Consider the following 20,289-nt stretch of genomic DNA (forward strand, 5'->3'; position numbering starts at 1 on the left):
GCTCAACGGCTCGGATTCGGTCTTCGTAGGAATACATGAACTACCTTCTAGTAGTCCAAGTTTTCGTCCGCACCCCCTCTTCAGCCCAGACGTGATGGAGTTCACTATAAAAATCATAGCTGCCAAGGCATGAAGCACTAGCGCACCCGGCCAAAAAAACCAGAAACTCACCCCGCAGGCAGCCGCATCCCCACCCGCAACCCCTTCGGCACCACCCCTTCCGCCACTGTCCGCCCCCCGTGCCGCAGCGCGATCTCTTCGACTATCGATAGCCCCAGCCCACAGCCGCCCGCCTTGTCCGACCCGCGCCAGAACCGCGCAAACAGATCGCCCAGATGCTCCGCCGGCACGCCTGGGCCGTCGTCCTCCACTACCAGCAGCGCCCAATGCCCGGGCTCTTCATGGCCCACGCGCACCGTCACCGTGGCGCCGGGGCCCGCGTAGTGCAGCGCGTTGTCGATGAGGTTGTTCAACGCCTCGCGCAGCAGCAGCGGGTGGCCCTGCGCGGGCAGGTGGTCCACGCCCTCGTAGCCCAGGTCCATGCCCTGGGCCAGGGCGCGGGCGGCCCATTCGCGGGCCACCTCGCGGGCCAGGGCGGCGAGGTCGATGGACTGCATCTCCACGTTCGACTCCGAGCGCGCCAGCTGCAGCAGCTGGTGCACCAGGTGCGCGCTGCGTTGCGCGGCCGACAGCACCTTTTGCAGGCGGGCCTGCACTGCGGGTTCGTGGCTTTCGTGCAGGGCCAACTCGGTCTGGCCGATCAGGCCTGCGAGCGGCGTGCGCAGCTGGTGGGCAGCGTCGTTCAGAAACCGCTTTTCCTTTTGCTGGCCACGCGCCACGGTCTCCAGCAGGCGGTTGATGGTGCTGGCCAGCGAATGCACTTCCTGCGGTGCAGAGGTCAGCTCGATGGGCGGCAGCGGCGTGGTGCCCGTGTGGGGCTGCGCGCCTGCGCGCTCAATTTGCGCCTCCAGGCGCTTCAAGGGCTGCAGGCCGCGCAGCACGCCGGCGTACACCACGGCGCTCAGGGCCAGGCCCATCAGGCCCATGGGGAACACCATGCGCTCCAGCAGTTCCTGCGCAATGCGCTCGCGCACCGTGAGGCTCTGGGCCACCTGCACGCGCAGGCGCTGGCGGGTGGAGGCGGTGCCGTAGTCCACATCCAGCAAGGCCACGCGCACCGGTTTGTCATCCACCCGTGCCTGGTACAAAAACGCTTCGCCCACCGCCACATCAACCTGGGCGGGCGGTGGCGGCAGCTGCGCGTTGCCCAGCAAAAAGCGGCCGGGCGGGGACGACACCATGTAGGTGATGCGGTCGGCCGGGTCCTGCTCCAGGATGTCCTGCGCGGCCTTTGGAAAGTCCACCAGCAGCCCATCGCCAATCGGCTTGATCTGCCGCGCCAGCGCCCGCACCGACTGGGTCAGCGTCTGGTCAATGCCCTTCTCGCCGTTCTGCAGCGCAATGCGCCACGCCAGAAACCCACCCGACAACCACAGCACCAGCTGCGGCAGCAGCAGCCACAGCAGCAGCTTGCGTTGAAGAGAAACACCCGGGACGTGACGCATGAATGGCCGTAAAAATTAAACGGCGCGCGTCTTGCAACTGGCGCGACCAAGGCCAGTGCCGCCGCGCAAGGGCCGCCCCGCCGCGCTGGCGGCGTCCCCCCCACGGGGGGAAGATGCGCAGCATCTCAGGGGGGGCTTCATGGCTTGTTCAGCATGTACCCCAGCCCCCGGATATTGCGGATCACCAGGTTGGACTGGTCGAGCTTCTTGCGCAGGCGGTGCACATACACCTCCAGTGCATTGGAGTTCAGCGGGGCGGCAGTCTGGCCGGGCTCGGGCGGGCTGGCGCGCCAGGCGGCCAGCACGTCGTCGCGCGTGACGACTTCGCCACAGCGGTGGGCCAGCAGCTCCAGCAGCTCCCACTCACGCTGGGTCAGCTCCAGCAGGTCACCGTTCAGGGCCGCGGCATGGCTGGCGTGGTCCAGCACCAGGGGGCCGATGGTGGTGCTGACGGCGCCCGCAGCGCTGCTGGCCTGGGTGAAGGCGGGCTGGCGCGCGCGGCGCAGCATGGCCTGCAGGCGGGCCTGCAGCTCCTGCATGTTGAAGGGCTTGGTGATGTAGTCGTCGGCCCCGGCGTTCAGGCCCAGCACGCGGTCGTCGACGCCATCGCGGGCGGTGAGGATCAGCACGGGCAGGCCGGCAATGTGCGCGCGGGCCCAGGTCAGCAGCTCCATGCCGTCGGCGCCGGGCAGGCCCAGGTCCAGGATGATGCCGTCCACCGCCTGCGTCTGCAAAAGCGCCATGGCCTGCGCCACGCTGCTGGCGGTGCAGACGCTGTAATCGAGTTGCTTGAGCTGGCCGGTGAGAGCGTCGAGCAGGAGGGCGTCGTCTTCGACAATCAGTATCGTGGCCATGGATTGAGCATAACAAAGGCCCCTGCAACGGGCCCTCTGTGGGGCCGCTGCGACTCTCAGGGAAAGCCCTGAGAATTAAATTAATTATTGTAATTAAAGTACCGACTGCGCTGAACGGCACCGGTATCACGGCGCAGCAACGGGTTCTGAAAACAACGTCGAGGAGACAAGGGTATGTGGAAGATGACAAAGATCGCCGCACTGGCGGTGGGCCTGGCGGCCGCGATGTCTGCCAGCGCGGGGGAGGTCGAGGTCCTGCACTACTGGACATCGGGCGGCGAGGCCAAGTCGGCTGCCGAGCTCAAGAAGATCATGCAGTCCAAGGGCCACACCTGGCGCGACTTTGCCGTGGCTGGCGGCGGTGGCGACAGCGCCATGACGGTGCTCAAGAGCCGCGTGATCTCGGGCAACCCGCCCTCGGCCGCCCAGGTCAAGGGCCCGGCCATCCAGGAATGGGCGTCCGAAGGCGTGCTGGCCAATGTCGATGCGCTGGCCAAGACCGAGAAGTGGGACGACGTGCTGCCCAAGGTGGTCGCCGACGTGATGAAGTACAAGGGCAGCTACGTGGCTGCCCCGGTCAACGTGCACCGCGTGAACTGGCTGTGGGCCAGCTCCGATGCGCTGAAGAAGGCTGGCGTTGCCAGCATGCCCAAGACCTGGGACGAGTTCTTTGCCGCTGCCGACAAGCTCAAGGCCGCAGGCCTGGTCCCCGTTGCCCATGGCGGCCAGAACTGGCAGGACTTCACGACCTTTGAATCCGTGGTGCTGGGCGTGGGCGGTGCCAAGTTCTACCAGGACGCACTGGTCAAACTGGACGACAAGGCCATCAACAGCGACACCATGAAGAAGTCTCTGGAGACCTTCCGCCGCATCAAAACCTACACCGACCCGGGCGCTCCCGGCCGCGACTGGAACCTGGCCACGGCCATGCTCATCCAGGGCAAGGCGGGCTTCCAGCTGATGGGTGACTGGGCCAAAGGTGAGTTCATCGCGGCCAACAAGGCGCCGGGCAAGGACTTCCAGTGCGCAGCGGCACCGGGCACGGCCAACGCGTTCACCTTCAACGTGGACTCGTTCATCCTGTTCAAGCTCAAGGACGCAGCAGCGCAGAAGGCGCAGAGCGACTTGGCCAGCTCCATCATGAGCCCTGAGTTCCAGGAGGTGTTCAACCTCAACAAGGGCTCGATCCCTGTGCGCACCGGACAGAAGATGGACAAGTTTGACGACTGCGCCAAGCTGTCCAGCAAAGACTTTGCCGACACTGCCAAGAGCGGTGGCCTGGTGCCCAGCGTGGCACATGGCATGGCGATTGCGCCTGCCACCGAAGGGGCGATCAAGGATGTCGTCAGCCAGTTCTGGAACGACGACAAGGTGAGCGTCGCCGACGCCATGAAGAAGATCGCGGCCGCCGCGAAGACCAAGTAAGCCGTGTACGACACACGCACCCGCACGCACTAAAACCAACCCCAGAGGGATCCCATCATGAAGACAAGAAACCGCCTCACGGCGGTGGCTTTGGCCGCCGCATGCGCGAATGGCGCCTTTGCTATGGACGTAGCAGGCTTTGAGTTCAACGGCTACTCCCGCGGTGGCCCGGTGTTCAACCACTCCGACGGCGTCAAGGGCAACCTGACGCTGGGCGGCGAGCTGCAGAAATACCGCCTGGGCAACGAAGGCGACAACGGCATCGAAGTCAACTTTGCCAAGGGCTTCGAGGCCGGTGGCATCAACTGGAAGGTGAACTACATGCCCGCCAAGTGGGGCAGTGGCGACATCAGCACCGAACAGGCGTTTGTGGAAATGAGCGGCTTCTCGTTCTCGCCCGAAGCCAAGTTCTGGGTCGGCCAGCGCCGCCTGCGGATCCAGGACGTGCACATCGTCGACTACTTCCTGCTGAACTACGGCGACAACATCGGCGCTGGTGTGACCGACGTGCCTGTGGGCGGCATGAAGCTGGGCGTGGGCGTGTTCTCCGGCGACAAGTTTGACGGCGGCCTGCCCAACAACGTGAAGGCGCACCGCATCAACGCCGACCTGTCCGAGATCAACACCAACCCCGGCGGCAAGCTGCGGGTGTTGCTGACCGCCGTGGGCGGCAAGAACCAGGTGGGCGGCGGCTCCGGCTCCGGCATCTCGTTGATGCACACGCAAAAGGAGTTCCTGCTGCCCAGCATCAGCAACACGCTGTATTTGCAGACATCGCGCGGCCATGCCCGCATCGACGGGGAGTTCGAGGCCATCGAGGGCACCAGGGCAGGCAAGCGCGCCACCCGCATTGCCGACTCCATCAACTGGCAAAGCGGCCCGTTTGGCGGCCAGGCCCTCATTGGCTACCAGACCAACAAGGCTGACCTGACCGGCGTGGAGACCAAGGACTTCTCGCTGGGCGGCCGTGGCTCGTACGCGTTCACCAAGAACTTCAAGGGCCTGGTGGAGTTGTCCACCACCACCCGCAAGGGCAGTGGTCCGGACCAGCGCCTGTCCAAGGTCACGCTGGCGGGTGCCCTGGCACTGAATGAAGACTTCTGGTCGCGTCCTGAGCTGCGTCTGTATGTGACCAAGGCCAACTGGAACCAGGCGGCGGCGGTGGCCAACGCAGGCACCTTTGGCGCCAATGGAAAGACCTCGCGCACGCTGGTGGGCGTGCAGTACGAGGTGTGGTGGTAAGAGGGAGAGAGTGAGTAGCGAGTTAGTTTGAGGTAGACACTTTGTTCATTGGGGGGTGCTCTGTGCGCACCCCCCTTTTTTCATGTGACACAAAGTGGATGTGTGAATGAGTGAAACGGTGATTCAGTGACTGATCGAGACACCGCGTACCGCGCGCGCAGCGTGTGCAGTGCGTACGCAAGAGAGATTCGCAAGCAATGAAGAATTCCTTTGAAACCTGGCTGCCCAGGCTGGTGGTGACCCCGGCGTTTGTGCTGGGGTTTGCCTTCATCTATGGCCTCATGGTGTGGAACGGCGTGCTCAGCCTCACCGCATCGCGCATGCTGCCCAACTACGAATGGGCGGGCCTGGCGCAGTACGAGCGCCTGTGGGAGATGGACCGCTGGTGGGTCGCCCTGAAGAACCTGGGCATTTTTGGCGTGGGCTATGTGGGCGGATCGCTGGTGATTGGTGTGGTGCTGGCCGTGCTGCTGGACCAGAAGATCCGCGCCGAGGGCGCGCTGCGCACCATCTACCTGTACCCCATGGCGCTGTCGTTCGTGGTGACCGGCACGGCCTGGAAGTGGCTGCTGAACCCCGGCCTGGGCATCGAAAAGATGGTGCGCGACTGGGGCTTCACGAACTTTGAATTTGGCTGGCTGGTGGACACCGAGATGGCGATCTACTGCGTGGTCATCGCCGGCATCTGGCAAAGCGCCGGGTTTGCCATGGCGCTGTTCCTGGCCGGGCTGCGCGGCATTGACGACAGCATCATCAAGGCCGCGCAGGTCGATGGTGCCTCGCTGCCGCGCATCTACTGGCGCATCGTGCTGCCCGCGCTGCGGCCGGTGTTTTTCTCCACGCTCATGGTGCTGTCGCACCTGGCCATCAAGAGCTTTGACCTGGTGATGGCGCTGACCGCGGGTGGCCCCGGTTTTGCCACCGATGTGCCCGCCACCTTCATGTACACCATGTCGTTCTCGCGCGGGCAGATTGGCCTGGGCGCGGCCAGCGCCACCATGATGCTGGCCACCGTGGCGGCCCTGGTGATTCCTTACCTTTACAGCGAACTGCGGAGCAAACCCCATGACCGCTAAGCCCTCTGTGTTTCCGTCCGTGGGCCGCCTGCTGGTCTATGGCGTGCTGGCCCTGGCCACCGCGTTCTTTCTGCTGCCGCTGTACGCCATGCTGGTCACCTCGTTCAAGGACGCCGAGGAGATCCGCAGCACCTCGCTGCTGGCACTGCCCGCGGCGCTGAATTGGTCGGCCTGGGGCACGGCCTGGCAGAGCGCCTGCACGGGCGTGGACTGCAACGGACTGCGCCCGTTTTTCTGGAACTCGGTGGCCATGGCCGTGCCTGCGGTGCTGATCTCCACCGTGTGGGGCGCGCTCAACGGCTATGTGCTGAGCCTGTGGAAGTTTCGCGGCAGCGACACCTTGTTTGGCCTGCTGCTGTTTGGCGTGTTCATGCCCTTCCAGGTCGTGCTGCTGCCCATGAGCCAGGTGCTGGGCTGGCTGGGGCTGTCCAGCTCCATCACCGGGCTGGTGCTGGTGCACTGCCTGGCCGGGCTGGCGGGTACCACGCTGTTCTTTCGCAACTACTACGCGGCCATCCCCAGGGAGCTGGTGAACGCCGCACGCATGGACGGCGCAAGCTTCTGGCAGATCTTCTGGCGCATCGTGCTGCCGCTGTCCACGCCCATCGTGATGGTCACGCTGATCTGGCAGTTCACCAACATCTGGAACGACTTTCTGTTCGGCGTGGTGTTCTCGGGCACCGAGTCCAAGCCCATCACCGTGGGCCTGAACAACCTGGCCAACACCAGCAGCAGCGTGAAGGCGTACAACGTAGACATGGCGGCCGCCATCATCGCGGGCCTGCCCACGATGGTGATCTATGTGCTGGCGGGTAAATTTTTTGTGCGCGGGCTGACGGCCGGCGCGGTGAAGGGATAAATCATGGCGTCATCACTCGACATTGCAGGCATCAACAAGCGCTTTGGCAAGGGCGACAAGAGCGTGGAAGTGCTGCGCAAGGTGGACATCCACGTTGCGCCCGGCGAGTTCCTCATCCTCGTCGGCCCCTCGGGCTGCGGCAAGTCCACGCTGCTCAACATCATTGCGGGGCTCGATGAACCCACTGAGGGCGAGATCCGCATTGGCGGCAAGAACGTGGTGGGCATGCCCCCGCGCGACCGCGACATCGCCATGGTGTTTCAGAGCTATGCGCTGTACCCCACGCTGAGCGTGGCCGACAACATCGGCTTTGCGCTGGAGATGCGCAAGATGCCCAAGGCCGAGCGCCAAAAGCGCATCGACGAAGTGGCCGCCATGCTGCAGATCAGCCACCTGCTGGACCGCCGGCCCAGCCAGCTCTCGGGCGGCCAGCGCCAGCGTGTGGCCATGGGGCGGGCGCTGGCGCGCCAGCCGCAGCTGTTCCTGTTCGACGAGCCGCTGTCCAACCTGGACGCCAAGCTGCGCGTGGAGATGCGCGCCGAAATCAAGCGCCTGCACCAGGCCAGCGGCATCACCAGCGTGTACGTCACGCACGACCAGGTCGAGGCCATGACGCTGGGCTCGCGCATCGCGGTGATGAAGGGCGGTGTGGTGCAGCAGCTGGGCACGCCGGACGACATCTACAACCGCCCGGCCAACACCTATGTGGCGACCTTCATCGGCTCGCCCACCATGAACCTGCTGCGCGGTGCGGCCACGGGGGGGCAGTTTGGCATCCAGGGCGCAGCGTTGAACCTGGCAGCCCCCGCCAGTGCCAACGAGGTGCTGCTGGGCGTGCGCCCCGAGCACCTAGTGATGCAGGAGACGGCCCCGTGGCGCGGCCGCGTCAGCGTGGTGGAGCCCACGGGCCCCGACACCTATGTGATGGTGGACACGGCCGCAGGCAGCGTCACGCTGCGCACCGACGCCCAGACCCGCGTGCAGCCCGGCGACGCCGTGGGCCTGGCGGTAGAGCCCGCCAACGCCCACTGGTTTGACGCCAGCAGCGAGAATCGGCTGGCGTGAGCCGCGCGGCGCAAGTGCCGCCGGATCGTTGCATGTAGTGTGCTGTCCCGCAAATAGCTGCACATGAAATCGCGTCCTCACCCCCAGGGCTGCGTTGCAAATCCTCGCGATAGCGACGGCTATCACTGCGGTTTGCGCCTTGCTCTGGGCGCGATGTCATCGATTTCATTTCGTGCAGCTATTTGCGGGACAGCCCACTAGTTGCTATTGAAACAATAGCTGTTAGCGCATGTTCTACTAGCGCTAGCAGCTGTTTTTGCTTAAAAACACCGCATGACACCCCTGCGCCTGCTGGCCGACATTGGCGGCACCAACATTCGCCTGGCCTGGCAAGACCAGCCCGATGGCCCCCTGCACGACACCCGTGTGCTGCCCTGCGCACAGTTCCCCACGGTGGACGCCGCACTGGCGGCCTACCTGGCCGAAGTGGGCATTGCCACCCCGCGCGAGGCGGCGTTTGGCATCGCCAACCCGGTCACGGGCGACGCGATCCGCATGACCAACCACAGCTGGAGCTTTTCGCAGCGCGCAGTGCGCGAGGCGTTTGGTTTTGAGCGGCTGGTGGTCATCAACGACTTCACCGCACTCGCGCTGGCGCTGCCCCTGCTCACGCCCGAGCAGCTGCGCCCCGTGGGCGGCGGTGTGGCCGTGCCGGGCGCTGCGATTGCGCTGCTGGGCCCGGGCACGGGCCTGGGGGTGTCGGGCCTGGTGTTTCCGCCCGGCTCCAGCCTGGGGGTGCCGCTGTCCGGCGAGGGCGGCCATGTCACGCTGGCCGCGCAGACCCAGCGCGAGTTCGATGTGTTGGGCATTCTGCAAGAGCGCTACGGCCATGTGTCGGCCGAACGTGCCGTGTGTGGCGCCGGGCTGGTGGACCTGTACCACGCGCTGCGTCGGCTGGCCCAGCGCGGTGGCAAGGAAGTCAGCTCCGCCGCACAGGTGACCGAGCTGGCGCTGCAGGCCAACGACCCGCTGGCGCTGGAGGCGCTGGAGCTGTTCTGCGGCTTTCTGGGCAGTGTGGCGGGCAACCTGGCGCTAACGCTGGGTGCACGCGGTGGTGTGTACCTGGGCGGCGGCATGGTGCCGCGACTGGGCACGTGGTTTGACCAGTCCCCGTTCCGCGCACGGTTTGAATCCAAAGGGCGCTTCCAGTCCTATCTGGCGACCATTCCCTGCTGGGTCATCGACCCCAGCGCCACGCCCGCGCTTTTTGGCGCATCGCGCGCGCTGGACATTGCGGGTTCGGACGCATGAGCAGCAACAGCGCACCACCGCCCACGCTCCGGCCCACCGGTGTGCACCACGTGGCCATCATCGCCAGCGACTACGCCCGCTCCCGCCGCTTCTACACCGAGGTGCTGGGCTTGCAGGTGGTGCACGAGCACTACCGCGCCGAGCGGCAGTCGTACAAGCTCGACCTGCAACTGCCCGATGGCACACAGATCGAGCTGTTTTCCTTTCCTGAACCGCCTGCGCGCCTGTCCTACCCAGAGGCCTGTGGCCTGCGCCACCTGGCCCTGTGCGTGGCCGACATGGCGGCCAGCGTAGCTGCCCTGGCGGCACATGGCGTGGCCGTGGAGCCGGTGCGCACGGACCCGTTCACCGGGGCGCTGTTCACCTTTTTTGCCGACCCGGACGGGTTGCCGATCGAGCTGGTCGGGCCGGCCTGACCAGCGCAGGTTCTCCTTCGTTGTCCTGCGCTCAGTCCACGGCGATGCGGCGTTCCTTGATGAGCGCTGACAGGAGCTGCGTTTCCGCCCCGATGGTCTGCTGGAAGGTGGTGGCGTCCTGGACGATGGGTTCGGCCCCCAGGTCGGCAAAGCGGCTTTTCACCTCCGGCAGGGCGACCGCCTTGGCGATCTCGCTGGCCAGTCGGTTCACGATGTCGCTGGGCGTGCCTGCGGGCGCAAACACGCCAAACCAGTTGCCCAGCTCTACGCCCTTGATGCCCAGCTCGGTCAGGGTGGGGGCCTCCGGGAAGAAGGCCGAGCGCTTGGTGCCCGTCACGGCCAGCAGTCGTGCGCGGCCTTCGCGGATGTGCTGGAAGCCGGTGGCCGGGTCGAAGTAGTAGTCCACCTGCCCGGCCAGGATGTCCTGCAGCGCCGGTGCCGCGCCCCGGTAGGGCACATGCACGGCGTCAAATCCCGCCTGCTGCTTGAAGAGTTCGCCCACCAGGTGCATCTGGGTGCCAGCCCCCCCGGAGGCATAGCTGAGCTTGCCAGGCGCCGCCTTGGCCATGGCCACCAGGTCGTTGGCGCTTTGCACGGGCAGCCCCTTCTTGGCCACGAGGTAGAGCTGGGCGTAGCCCAGGCTGGCCACGGGGCGCAGGTCGCGCTCGGGGTTCAGTGCAGGCTTGAACAGGAAGGGGTTGGCCGTCTGCACCGAGATGGGGGCCACCATCAGCGTGTGGCCATCGGGTGCGGCCTTGCTGGTTTCCATCACGCCCAGGTTGCCGCTGGCCCCCGGCTTGTTGTCCACCACGACGGGCTGGCCGAGCGACTTGCTCAGCGCCGCGCCTGCGACGCGGGCCATCACGTCGGTGGTACCGCCGGCCGGAAAGCCCACGACCAGCCGGATGGGCTTGCTCGGCCACGCTGGGGGCTGGGCCAGGCTGGCGCCCGTGGTGGCGGCCAGGCAGGCTGCGGCGCTGGCGCGCAGCAGCAGGTTGCGACGGGTGATGAAGGTGCGAAGGGATGGGATGTGCATGGTTTGTCTCCGTTGATGTTGTCTGTGGTGGCTGGTGGGCGCAATGGGGCAGGGCGGGTGTTGTTGCTTCAGGGCTGGTGCGTCCTCCAGCCCGGCATGGGCGTTGCGCGGACAAGGCGCGTTTCCTGCGCCACGATCAGGTGCTCGGACGCTGCCAGGTAGGCGGGAAACGCTGGGTGGCTGTCGCGGGCTTGGCAGCGGCGCTCGTAGTCGGCCAGGTCTTCGTAGGCCCACAGGTGCACGAACTGGTTCAAGGGGCCGACCTGGCTGACGTAAAACCCCACGGGGTGTGCCAGCGTGTCCATCAGCACGGGCATGGCCATGCGGTTGAACACCTCCAGGAACTCGCCCATCTTGCGCAGGCGGATGGTGTAGATGCGGTGGTCCACCAGGGGCTTGGCCAAGGGCTCATGCGGCATGGCAGGCCTCCTTGCGGGTGGGCGCTGTGCGCTCGCCTGGCGGCCATGCGCCCGCCACGTGGCGGCCGGTGATCCAGCCAAAGGTCATGGCCGGCCCCAGCGTGATGCCGGCACCAGGGTAGTTGCCGCCCATGATGCTGGTGCGGTCGTTGCCCACGGCGTACAGCCCGGGTACGGCCTGCCCGTCGGCACGCAGCACCTGGCCTTCGGTGGTGGTGCGCAGGCCCTCGAAGGTGCCCAGGTCGCCCATGACGACCTTGACGGCGTAGTAAGGGCCGGCACCAATAGGGGCCACGCAAGGGTTGGGCTGCTGGTCGGGGTCGGCCAGGTAGCGGTTGAAGGCCGTGGTGCCGCGCCCGAACTGGCGGTCCTCGCCGGTGCGCGCGCCAGCGTTGTACTCGCGCACGGTGGCTTCCAGCCCCTCGGGGTCGATGCCAGCGGCCTGGGCCAGGTCGGCCAGCGTGCGGCCCTTGAAGAGATAGCCCTTGCGAATCAGGCCGCCCACGGGCATGGGCGCGGGCTTGGCATAGCCCAGACCGTATTTGGACAGCGTGGCCTGGTCACACAGCAGCCACATGGCGGTCTCGCGCTGGTCGCGGCAGGCCTCGATCATGGCAGCGCCCACGTCGTGGTACGAGTGGGACTCGTTGGTGAAACGCCGCCCGTTGCGCAGCACCCCGATGATGCCGGGCTTGTAGCGGTCCAGCAGGTGCGGAAACACCCCCGTGCGGCCTTGGCTCAGGGGCACGCGCGACACCGGCATCCAGGCGGCTGCGCCCACGCCGTCAAAGCGCTCATCCACTTGCCCACCGACCTGCGCACCCAGGCGCAGGCCATCGCCGGTGTTCTCTGCGGGCACAGGCGAGAGGTGCTCGCCACCGCTCGCCAGGTGCGGGTAGCGCTGGGTGATGCGGGCCACATCGTGGGGGTAGCCGCCGCAGGCCAGCACCACGCCCCGGCGGGCGTTGATGCGCAGCTGGCCCCGGGGCGTCTGAACGCGTGCACCGGTCACGCGGTCGCCCGCCTGCAGCAACTCGAGGGCTTCGGCCTCGGTGTGGATCGGAATGCCGAGGTCGAAGCACGTCTTGGCCAGGCGCGCAGCCAGGGCATTGCCACTGGTCACCTGCACGCCCCGCCGGTAGCGCAGCAGATCCAGCAGGTGGCCCCCCAGGCGCCGTGCCACATAGGCAGCCGATACCACCGATTTGGTGGCGCGGAAGAAATGCTTGAGGTCGGCGTTCGACGAGTTGAACATCATGCCCACGAAGGTGATGGTGGACAGCGGCGGGCGCAGCCTTGCCAGCTCGGGCCCCAGCTGGCTCGCGTCATAGGGCGCGGCCAGGATGGAGCGGCCGATGGCGGCGCCCCCTGGTGCATCGGGGTGGTAATCGGGGTAGAGCGTGGGCACGAAGCGCACGGCGGTCTCGCGCTCGAACCAGGCCACCATCTCGGGCGCATGGTCCAGGAAGGCATCGACCGCGTCGGCTTGGTAGAACGGCCCCGTCTGGTCGTTCATGTAGGTGCGCATGGCCTCGCGGGTGTCCGGGGCGGCGCATTGCGTGTTGCCGGGTATCCAGAGCACCCCGCCTGAGAAGGCAGTGGTGCCACCGAAGCAGGTTGCCTTTTCGATCACGATGACATCCAGTCCGTGTTTCCTGGCCGTAATGGCGGTGGACAGGCCGCCGGCGCCGGAGCCCACGACCAGCAGGTCGCATGTCAGTTCCTGGCTGGAGGAAGGGTTGGCAGGGTTCATGTTGCAGTCTCCTTGTTGAGGGGGCGTATGTGCAGGGGGCGCCGGGCATTGCCCATGCGGCGGCCTGCACCGGTGGCGCTTGGTGCGTGGGTTCTGGTGAGGGGCGCCGTGCGGGGCGGTGCGCGTCAGGTGGCTGGGGCCGGTGTGCGGTTGAAGCCCGGGCGCGGCACCATGTCCATCAACATGCAGCCCAGGCCGCCATCGACCAGCAGCTCTGCGCCGTTCATGTAGGCCGATCGGTCGCTGGCGAGGAACAGCGCGGGTTCGGCAATATCCCGGGGCTCGCCGACGCGGCGGCTGGCCGTGGCTGCTGCGCGCCGCGCCTCGAAACCTGGCTCCTCATAGAAGCGGGCAGACAGCGCGGTGCGGATCATCCCGGGGCAGATGGCGTTGCTGCGCACGCCCCGGGGGCCCCACTCGGCTGCCAACTGGCGCGACAGCAGAAGCACCCCCGCCTTGCTGGCGCTGTAGGCGCCGCTGGCGGTCTGCGGGTGCAGGGCCGATACCGAGGCCACATGCACCAGTGAACCCCGGCCCGCATGCAGCATGTCCTGCCCAAAGGCCCGCGAGCACAGCAGGTAACCCGTGAGGTTGACGGCCAGCACGGCATTCCAGTCGGCCAGCGATACGCTGTCGAGGCTGCCCGGACGAAGCAGGCCCGCGTTGTTGATCAGCACGGCGGCGGGCCCCAGGCTTTCGCGCACTTGCGCAGCTGCGGCGGACACGGCACTTTCGTCGGTGATGTCGCAGGCCACGGCGAGTGCATGGCCTCCCTGTGTGTCCAGTCGAGTGGCCATCTGCCGGGCCGCATCGCCGTCGCGGTCCACCAGGGCTACCCGCGCTCCTACCGCTGCCAATGACTCTGCAATAGCCGCTCCGATGCCGCTGCCCGCGCCGGTGACCACGCAGACGCGCCCCTTCAGGCCCAGCCAGTCAGCGCCTTGCGCAGGAGAAAAGTCATCGGGGGCGATGCGGTTGTCGCTGTGGTTCATGGGCTGCTGTCTCCTTGTTGTGATGGGTTGAAGCATCCCGCAACATGCCTCCTTCCTCAATCGACAAACCGGGCCATGAGCAGGACAATTCGTGCATTGATGGCAATAAAGGATGGGTAGAAACCATGAGAACCGAACCCGGCACCGTGCGCCAGTTCGCGCTCTACGGCACGCAGGACGCCGCGCCTGCCTGGGCCGATCTGGTGCATCTGGAGCGGGTGCCGGAGCGCTCCAGCCTGTTTGGCTGGGAGATCGACCTGCACTTTCACGAAGGGCTGATTCAGGTGCTGTACCTGACGGCAGGCGGTGAAGGCGGTAGCGCGCTGATGGATGGCAAACGCTGGCCGCTGCATCCTCCGTGCCTGGTGGTGGTGCCTGCGCGCACCGTGCATGGGTTCAGCTTTCACCCGGGCACGGACGGCCCGGTGATCACGGCTGCGCAAAAGCCCCTGGAGTCACTGGCCGCGCTGGCGGCACCGGAGTTGCTGGAGCACATCCGCCGCCCCCTGGTACTGCCAGTGGATCCGGCGGGGCGCCATGCCCAGGCGCTGCAGCCCCTGTTCGAGGTGATCGGGCAGGAGGCCCATGTGGACGGCGGTGTACGCGCTGCAGGCATGCCCCTGCTGGTGGCGCTGTTCGTGCAGATTGCCCGCCTGGCGCAGACTTCAGCAGCGCTGCCCGAGGCGGTGCCTTCGCGCAAGGCGGTGCAGATCGAGCGGTTTCGCGCCCTGCTGGACACGAACGTGCGCCAGCACACACCGGTGCACGCTTACGCGGATGCGCTCGGGATCTCTGTGGGGCAGCTTTCGCGGCTGTGCCGCGAGGTGCTGGGGGTCTCCGCCCAGGAGGTGGTCAACGCCCGCGTGGTGCATGAGGCCCAGCGGGAGCTGGTGTATTCATCCCTCTCGGTCAAGCAGATTGCGGCCGAACTGGGCTTTGAGGATGAGGCCTACTTCGGACGCTTCTTCAAGAAGCGCACCGGCCAACGTCCCACTGATTTCAGGCGCGAAGCCCGGGCGCAGCTGGCGGGTGCGTAGTGCGCGCCAAGCGCCTGTCTACGGGGCTCTGCGAGGGGTATCAACTAGCCCCGGTGCGTCGGGCGCAGGATGGGCCACGCCGGATTGGCGGGTGGTGACGGTGAAAAGAGAAGCCGAGACGGGGCGGCCGCCGGCCTCACATCTCTTCGCTCCAGCAATACCCATCGCGCGCAATCATCGCGCTCGCGGCACGCGGGCCCCAGCTGCCCGCCGGATAGGGGCGGGGGCCTGCCGGGTCGTTCTTCCAGTACTGCAGGATGGGTTCCACCCAGCGCCAGGCTTCTTCTTGTTCGTCGCTGCGCACGAACAGGTTCAGGCGGCCTGCAATCACATCGAGCAGCAGGCGCTCGTAGGCACCCACGCGCTCGGTGCCAAAGCGCTGGTCAAAGTCCAGGTTCAGGTGCACCTGCGACAGCGCGGGCTCGGTCTGGTGCTGGGCGGCGCCCTGCGCCATCAGGTGCAGCTCCAGTCCGTCCTTGGGCTGCAAATTGATCACCAGCCGGTTGGCGGCGCCTGCGGGCGTCTTGAAGATGGGGTGGGGAACGGGGCGGAAGTTGATGACGATGTGCGCATCGCGCCCCGCCAGCCGCTTGCCGGTGCGGATGTAGAACGGCACGCCCGCCCAGCGCCAGTTGCTGATCTCGGTGCGCAGCGCCACGAAGGTTTCGGTGGCGCTGCTGGCGGCCACGCCTTTCTCTTGCGCGTAGCCCGGCACGGGCTGGCCCTGGTGGTTGCCGGCCGCGTACTGCCCACGGATCACGTGCTGGCCGATGGTCTCCAGCGTCCATGGCTTGAGCGACTGCAGCACCTTGAGCTTTTCGTCGCGGATCGCGTTGGCGCTGGAGTTGATGGGGGGCTCCATGCCGATCGCGCACAAGAGCTGCAGCGCGTGGTTCTGCACCATGTCGCGCAGTGCGCCGGTCTGGTCGTAGAACGCGCCGCGCGACTCCACGCCCAGCTCCTCGGCAATCGTGATCTGGATGTTGGCAATGGTTTCGCGGCGCCACAGGGGCTCGAACAGCGCGTTGCCAAAACGCAGCGCAAACAGGTTCTGGACGGACGGCTTGCCCAGGTAGTGGTCGATGCGGAAGACCTGCTCTTCCTTGAGCACGCGGCGCAGCGTGTCGTTGATCGCGCGGTTGGACTGCAGGTCGTGGCCCAGGGGCTTTTCCAGCACCACACGGGTGGTGGGGCCGTTCAGGCCCACGGCGGCGATCTGCTCACACACATTGGTGAACAGGCTGGGTGCAGTGGCCACATACATCACCACCGAGTCGGCTCCGCGCGCCTTCAGCGTCTCGGCCAGGCGCTCGTAGTCCTGGGTTTTGGACAAGTCCATGCGCAGGTAGTGCAGCAGCGCGGCGAAGCGTGCAAACTCGTCCGGGCTGGGGCGCTTGGCCAGCTCCACGCTGTCGAACCGCGACTGGATCAGGCTGCGGTATTGTTCGTCGCTCAGGTCATCACGTGCCACCGCGATGATGCGTCCCCCCTCAGGCAGCGTGCCATGCCGAAAGGCCTGAAACAATGCGGGCATGAGCTTGCGCCAGGCGAGGTCGCCGGTGCCGCCGAACAGGACGAGGTCAAAACTCATGGTGTCTCCGTGATGGGGTGGTTCGTTTTGTTGCGTGGGATTGTAATCACGTTACATGATTTTCTAAAGAGGAGTGCCTTGTATCTACTGCTTGTAACCCAAAAGAACCTGTTAATAGGCCACTTTGTCGTGTAATCAAGTTACTATCTCGGCGCTTTTTTCACCTTACCCGTTTGATGACCATGCCTCTCCGTTGCGACCAGTCTGCGCTGTGGCCCCAGTTGGCCGCCCACTACGTCTCCCAAGGCCAGCACCTGGACATGCGCCACGCGTTTGCGCAGGATGCACAGCGGTTTGCAGCCTTCAGCCAGTCGGCTCCGCATGTGTTTGCTGACCTGTCCAAGAACCTGTGGGACCGCGATACCGAAGCCCTGCTGCTGGATCTGGCCCGCGACTGCGGCCTGGTGCAACACCGCGATGCGATGTTTGCAGGCGAGGCCATCAACACCACCGAAAACCGCGCCGTGCTGCACACGCTGCTGCGCCGCCCTGCAGGCGTGGCCCTGCCCGGTGATGTGCCCGAGACCGCACAGCGCCTGGCCGACGTGCACCACACGCTTGATGCCATGCTGCATTACGCCGAGAAGGTGCGCAGCGATGCCGCCATCACCGACGTGGTGAACATTGGCATCGGCGGGTCGGACCTGGGTCCGCACATGGCCGTGCGCGCGCTCGAAGAGTTCCGCATCCCCAGCAAGCGCTTTCACTTTGTGTCAAACGTGGACGGGCACGAGCTGCACCACGTGCTCAAGGGCCTGCGGCCCGAGAGCACGCTGTTCCTGGTCGCGTCCAAGACCTTCACCACGGCCGAGACCATGACCAACGCGCGCTCGGCACTGGCGTGGTTTGGTGCCCAGGGCGGGCGCGATGTGGCCCGCCACTTTGCGGCGCTCACCACCAACATCGAGGCCGCAGCGGCCCTCGGCATCACCACCACCTTCGGCTTCTGGGACTGGGTGGGCGGCCGCTACTCGCTGTGGTCGGCCATTGGCCTGCCGATTGCCATCGCGATCGGTGCCCAAGGCTTCCGAGATTTCCTTGCGGGCGCGCACGCCATGGACGAGCATTTCCGGACCGCACCGCTGGCGCAGAACCTGCCGGTGCGCCTGGGTCTGCTCGATGTCTGGTACCGCAATTTCCACGGCTTCACCAGCCGCTGCATCGCGCCGTATCACGCCGCGCTGGGGCGTTACTCGGCCTACCTGCAGCAGCTGGAGATGGAGAGCAACGGCAAGCGCGTGGCGCAAGACGGCAGCACGCTGGCCTGCGTCACATCGCCCGTGCTGTGGGGCGAGCCCGGCACCAACGGCCAGCATGCGTTCTTCCAGATGCTGCACCAGGGCGCCGATGTGCTGCCGCTGGAGATCGTGGCCGTGCGCAAGGCCTCGCACCCGCTGCCCGGTCACCAGCAAAAGCTGCTGGCAAACGCCCTGGCGCAAACGCAGGCGCTGATGGTGGGCAAGGCCAGCGACGACGGCCACCGGCACTTTCCGGGCAACCGCCCCAGCACCCTGATGCTGCTCGAATCACTCACCCCCACATCGCTGGGCGCGCTGATTGCACTGCAGGAGCACCGCGTGTTTGTGAGCGGCAGCCTGTGGGGCATCAACAGCTTTGACCAGTGGGGCGTGGAGTTGGGCAAGGTGCTGGCCAAGGACCTGGAGGCCCGGCTGGAGAGCGGTGATGTGGCGGGGCTCGATGGCTCCACCGCTGGCCTGCTGGGCTTGCTGCGCAGCCCTGCCTGACCTTCACGGCACAGCAAAGTCCTCGGGGTCGCTCTGGCGGAAGACCGGGCGCCCTGCTGGCAGAAGCCGGCACAGTTTCTGGTCGACAGCTAACGCATCAGGAGACACTCCCCATGGCGATTCCGCCCTATCCGGACTTCCGCTCCGCAGCCTTTTTGCGCCAGCATCTGCGTGACACCATGGCGTTCTACGCCCCCGTGGCCACGGACGCGAGCGGCGGGCAGTTCCACTTTTTTCTGGACGACGGCACGGTTTACAACACGCACACCCGCCATCTCGTCAGCGCTACCCGTTTTGTGGTCACGCACGCCATGCTCTACCGCACCACGGGGGAGGCGCGTTATCAGGCGGGCATGTGGCACGCGCTAGCGTTCCTGCGCACTGCGTTCCTTGACCCCGCCACGGGCGGCTACGCCTGGCTGATCGACTGGCAGGATGTCCGCACCACCGTGCAAGATGCCACGCGCCACTGCTACGGCATGGCCTTTGTGATGCTGGCGTATGCCCGCGCTTACGAGGCCGGAGTGCCCGAAGCCCGCGAGTGGCTGGCCCAGGCCTTTGATACCGCCGAACAGCACTTCTGGCAACCCGCCGCAGGCCTGTATGCCGACGAAGCCAGCCCCGATTGGCAACTCACCAGCTACCGGGGCCAGAACGCCAACATGCACGCCTGCGAGGCCATGATCTCGGCCTTCCGCGCTACGGGCGAGCGCCACTACATCGAGCGTGCCGAACAACTCGCGCAAGGCATCTGCCAGCGGCAAGCCGCGTTGTCCACCGCCGCCAGTGCCGCCGCTGCCGAAGGTTGGGTGTGGGAGCATTTCCACGCCGACTGGTCCGTGGACTGGGACTACAACCGCCACGACTGCAGCAACATCTTCCGCCCCTGGGGCTACCAAGTCGGCCACCAGACCGAATGGGCCAAGCTGTTGCTGCAACTCGATGCCTCGCTGCCCGCCGACTGGCATTTACCCTGCGCGCAGCGCCTGTTCAACACCGCTGTGGAGCGCGGTTGGGATGCTGAACACGGCGGCCTGTACTACGGCATGGCGCCCGACGGCAGCATCTGCGACGACGGCAAATACCACTGGGTGCAGGCCGAGAGCATGGCCGCCGCTGCGGTGCTGGCCGTGCGCACGGGCGACGCGCGCTACTGGCAGTGGTACGACCGCATCTGGACCTACTGCTGGGCCCACTTTGTGGACCACGAACATGGCGCGTGGTTTCGCATCCTGCACCGCAACAACCGCAACACCACCCGCGAGAAGAGCAATGCGGGGAAGGTGGACTATCACAACATGGGGGCGTGTTATGACGTGTTGGGAGCGTTGGGGCTGGGGGCTGAGAAGGGCTGACCGACAGCGAGTCACCCTGTCGACGTAAGCTCACCCCATCGGAACCATCCGGTCCAGCAGGAGAGGAAACATGGAAGTCGGTTTGCTGACCCCGGCGCAACAGGAGCAGATGGTGGACTTGCTGCTCGCGCTGCATGATCACTACCACCCGGGCCGGGTGCTCGACCGGGTCCTTGTGCGCAATCACCTGTTGGACAACCTGTGCGGACCGCACTCTCAGATTCGACTGGTGACGGCAGAACTCGGCGGCGAGTTGTTGGGGTTTGCGGCCATTTACCTGGTGTATTCGTTGGTGGAGCCCGAGCCCGCCCACCAGCGGCAGTGTGTACTCAAAGAGCTGTTTGTTTCTCCGCACCATCGGAGCCAAGGTATTGGCCTGGCTTTGATGCAATGGGTGGCGCGATATGCGCTGGACAACCACTGTGGCCGCATCGACTGGTCGGTCAAGTCGTCCAACGCCCGGGGCATTGCGTTTTACGAGAGCCTGGGTGCAAGGTTGGTCAGTGACCGCCTCAGCTATCGGATCGTGCGCGAGGGGATCGGCGCGTTGGCGGGTTGGTGATGGAGCGCTGGCCTTTGTGTCCCACTGTGACCAGTTACTCGTCGCT

At 66.1% G+C, this 20,289-nt stretch carries 18 protein-coding genes; 11 read left to right on the forward strand and 7 right to left on the reverse strand.

Annotation, left to right across the window (positions count from 1 at the left end):
• Positions 1-167: 167 nt before the first annotated feature.
• Together AC07X4_RS16260 and AC07X4_RS16265 are read right to left on the reverse strand one after the other, a co-directional pair.
• Positions 168-1,565, reverse strand: coding sequence for a sensor histidine kinase (locus AC07X4_RS16260; protein WP_056744047.1), 1,398 nt, complete (start codon positions 1,563-1,565; stop codon positions 168-170).
• Positions 1,566-1,702: 137 nt separating this feature from the next.
• Positions 1,703-2,419, reverse strand: a complete 717-nt coding sequence (locus AC07X4_RS16265) for a response regulator transcription factor (protein ID WP_099731189.1) — start codon at positions 2,417-2,419, stop codon at positions 1,703-1,705.
• Between the two features lie 174 nt (positions 2,420-2,593).
• On the opposite strand from AC07X4_RS16265, the gene AC07X4_RS16270 reads away from it, so the two are divergent.
• The 7 genes from AC07X4_RS16270 to gloA2 all read left to right on the forward strand — a co-directional run bounded on the left by AC07X4_RS16270 (position 2,594) and on the right by gloA2 (position 9,753).
• Positions 2,594-3,844: an ABC transporter substrate-binding protein gene (locus tag AC07X4_RS16270; RefSeq protein ID WP_056058428.1), complete on the forward strand. Its 1,251-nt coding sequence runs from the start codon at positions 2,594-2,596 to the stop codon at positions 3,842-3,844.
• A 57-nt stretch (positions 3,845-3,901) separates the two neighbouring features.
• Positions 3,902-5,086, forward strand: a complete 1,185-nt coding sequence (locus AC07X4_RS16275; protein ID WP_483189342.1) for a carbohydrate porin — start codon at positions 3,902-3,904, stop codon at positions 5,084-5,086.
• A gap of 197 nt (positions 5,087-5,283) precedes the next feature.
• A complete protein-coding gene (locus AC07X4_RS16280; RefSeq protein ID WP_015012611.1) occupies positions 5,284-6,162 on the forward strand; it encodes a carbohydrate ABC transporter permease in 879 nt (292 codons plus the stop codon).
• Positions 6,152-7,021: a carbohydrate ABC transporter permease gene (locus AC07X4_RS16285; RefSeq protein WP_121943766.1), complete on the forward strand. Its 870-nt coding sequence runs from the start codon at positions 6,152-6,154 to the stop codon at positions 7,019-7,021. Before AC07X4_RS16280 ends, AC07X4_RS16285 begins: the two co-directional genes overlap by 11 nt.
• A gap of 3 nt (positions 7,022-7,024) precedes the next feature.
• Positions 7,025-8,086, forward strand: a complete 1,062-nt coding sequence (locus AC07X4_RS16290; RefSeq protein ID WP_056744052.1) for an ABC transporter ATP-binding protein — start codon at positions 7,025-7,027, stop codon at positions 8,084-8,086.
• 273 nt (positions 8,087-8,359) lie between these two features.
• The gene (glk, locus tag AC07X4_RS16295) at positions 8,360-9,337 is read left to right on the forward strand and encodes a glucokinase (RefSeq protein ID WP_494740660.1); all 978 of its coding nucleotides are present in this window, start codon (positions 8,360-8,362) and stop codon (positions 9,335-9,337) included.
• On the forward strand, positions 9,334-9,753 hold the full coding sequence (gene gloA2 / locus AC07X4_RS16300; protein WP_494740661.1) for an SMU1112c/YaeR family gloxylase I-like metalloprotein: 420 nt from the start codon (positions 9,334-9,336) through the stop codon (positions 9,751-9,753). Before glk ends, gloA2 begins: the two co-directional genes overlap by 4 nt.
• A gap of 31 nt (positions 9,754-9,784) precedes the next feature.
• Here gloA2 and AC07X4_RS16305 read toward each other — a convergent pair whose 3' ends face one another.
• The 4 genes from AC07X4_RS16305 to AC07X4_RS16320 form a co-directional block, all read right to left on the reverse strand.
• Complete coding sequence (locus AC07X4_RS16305; protein WP_056744059.1) at positions 9,785-10,789, reverse strand: tripartite tricarboxylate transporter substrate binding protein; 1,005 nt, start codon at positions 10,787-10,789, stop codon at positions 9,785-9,787.
• A gap of 68 nt (positions 10,790-10,857) precedes the next feature.
• Complete coding sequence (locus AC07X4_RS16310; RefSeq protein WP_056744060.1) at positions 10,858-11,208, reverse strand: NIPSNAP family protein; 351 nt, start codon at positions 11,206-11,208, stop codon at positions 10,858-10,860.
• Complete coding sequence (locus tag AC07X4_RS16315) at positions 11,198-12,961, reverse strand: FAD-dependent oxidoreductase (protein WP_494740662.1); 1,764 nt, start codon at positions 12,959-12,961, stop codon at positions 11,198-11,200. The genes AC07X4_RS16310 and AC07X4_RS16315 overlap by 11 nt, the downstream gene beginning before the upstream one ends.
• A gap of 125 nt (positions 12,962-13,086) precedes the next feature.
• The gene (locus tag AC07X4_RS16320) at positions 13,087-13,953 is read right to left on the reverse strand and encodes an SDR family NAD(P)-dependent oxidoreductase (RefSeq protein WP_056744064.1); all 867 of its coding nucleotides are present in this window, start codon (positions 13,951-13,953) and stop codon (positions 13,087-13,089) included.
• A 125-nt stretch (positions 13,954-14,078) separates the two neighbouring features.
• On the opposite strand from AC07X4_RS16320, the gene AC07X4_RS16325 reads away from it, so the two are divergent.
• Positions 14,079-14,990, forward strand: coding sequence for a helix-turn-helix domain-containing protein (locus tag AC07X4_RS16325; protein WP_116748983.1), 912 nt, complete (start codon positions 14,079-14,081; stop codon positions 14,988-14,990).
• A 136-nt stretch (positions 14,991-15,126) separates the two neighbouring features.
• On the opposite strand, the gene zwf is transcribed toward AC07X4_RS16325, so the two are convergent.
• Complete coding sequence (zwf, locus tag AC07X4_RS16330; protein WP_494740663.1) at positions 15,127-16,581, reverse strand: glucose-6-phosphate dehydrogenase; 1,455 nt, start codon at positions 16,579-16,581, stop codon at positions 15,127-15,129.
• A gap of 176 nt (positions 16,582-16,757) precedes the next feature.
• Here zwf and pgi point away from each other — a divergent pair, with 176 nt between their 5' ends.
• The 3 genes from pgi to AC07X4_RS16345 all read left to right on the forward strand — a co-directional run bounded on the left by pgi (position 16,758) and on the right by AC07X4_RS16345 (position 20,243).
• Entirely contained in the window at positions 16,758-18,326 is a 1,569-nt protein-coding gene (gene pgi, locus AC07X4_RS16335) for a glucose-6-phosphate isomerase (protein WP_494740664.1), read from the forward strand.
• Between the two features lie 113 nt (positions 18,327-18,439).
• Positions 18,440-19,681 carry an AGE family epimerase/isomerase gene (locus AC07X4_RS16340; RefSeq protein ID WP_494740665.1) on the forward strand — a complete coding sequence of 414 codons (1,242 nt, stop codon included), beginning with the start codon at positions 18,440-18,442 and terminating at the stop codon, positions 19,679-19,681.
• A gap of 70 nt (positions 19,682-19,751) precedes the next feature.
• On the forward strand, positions 19,752-20,243 hold the full coding sequence (locus tag AC07X4_RS16345) for a GNAT family N-acetyltransferase (RefSeq protein WP_494740666.1): 492 nt from the start codon (positions 19,752-19,754) through the stop codon (positions 20,241-20,243).
• Positions 20,244-20,289 lie beyond the last annotated feature (46 nt).

The sequence above is a fragment of the Acidovorax sp. GW460-11-11-14-LB4 genome (genome assembly GCF_059423685.1).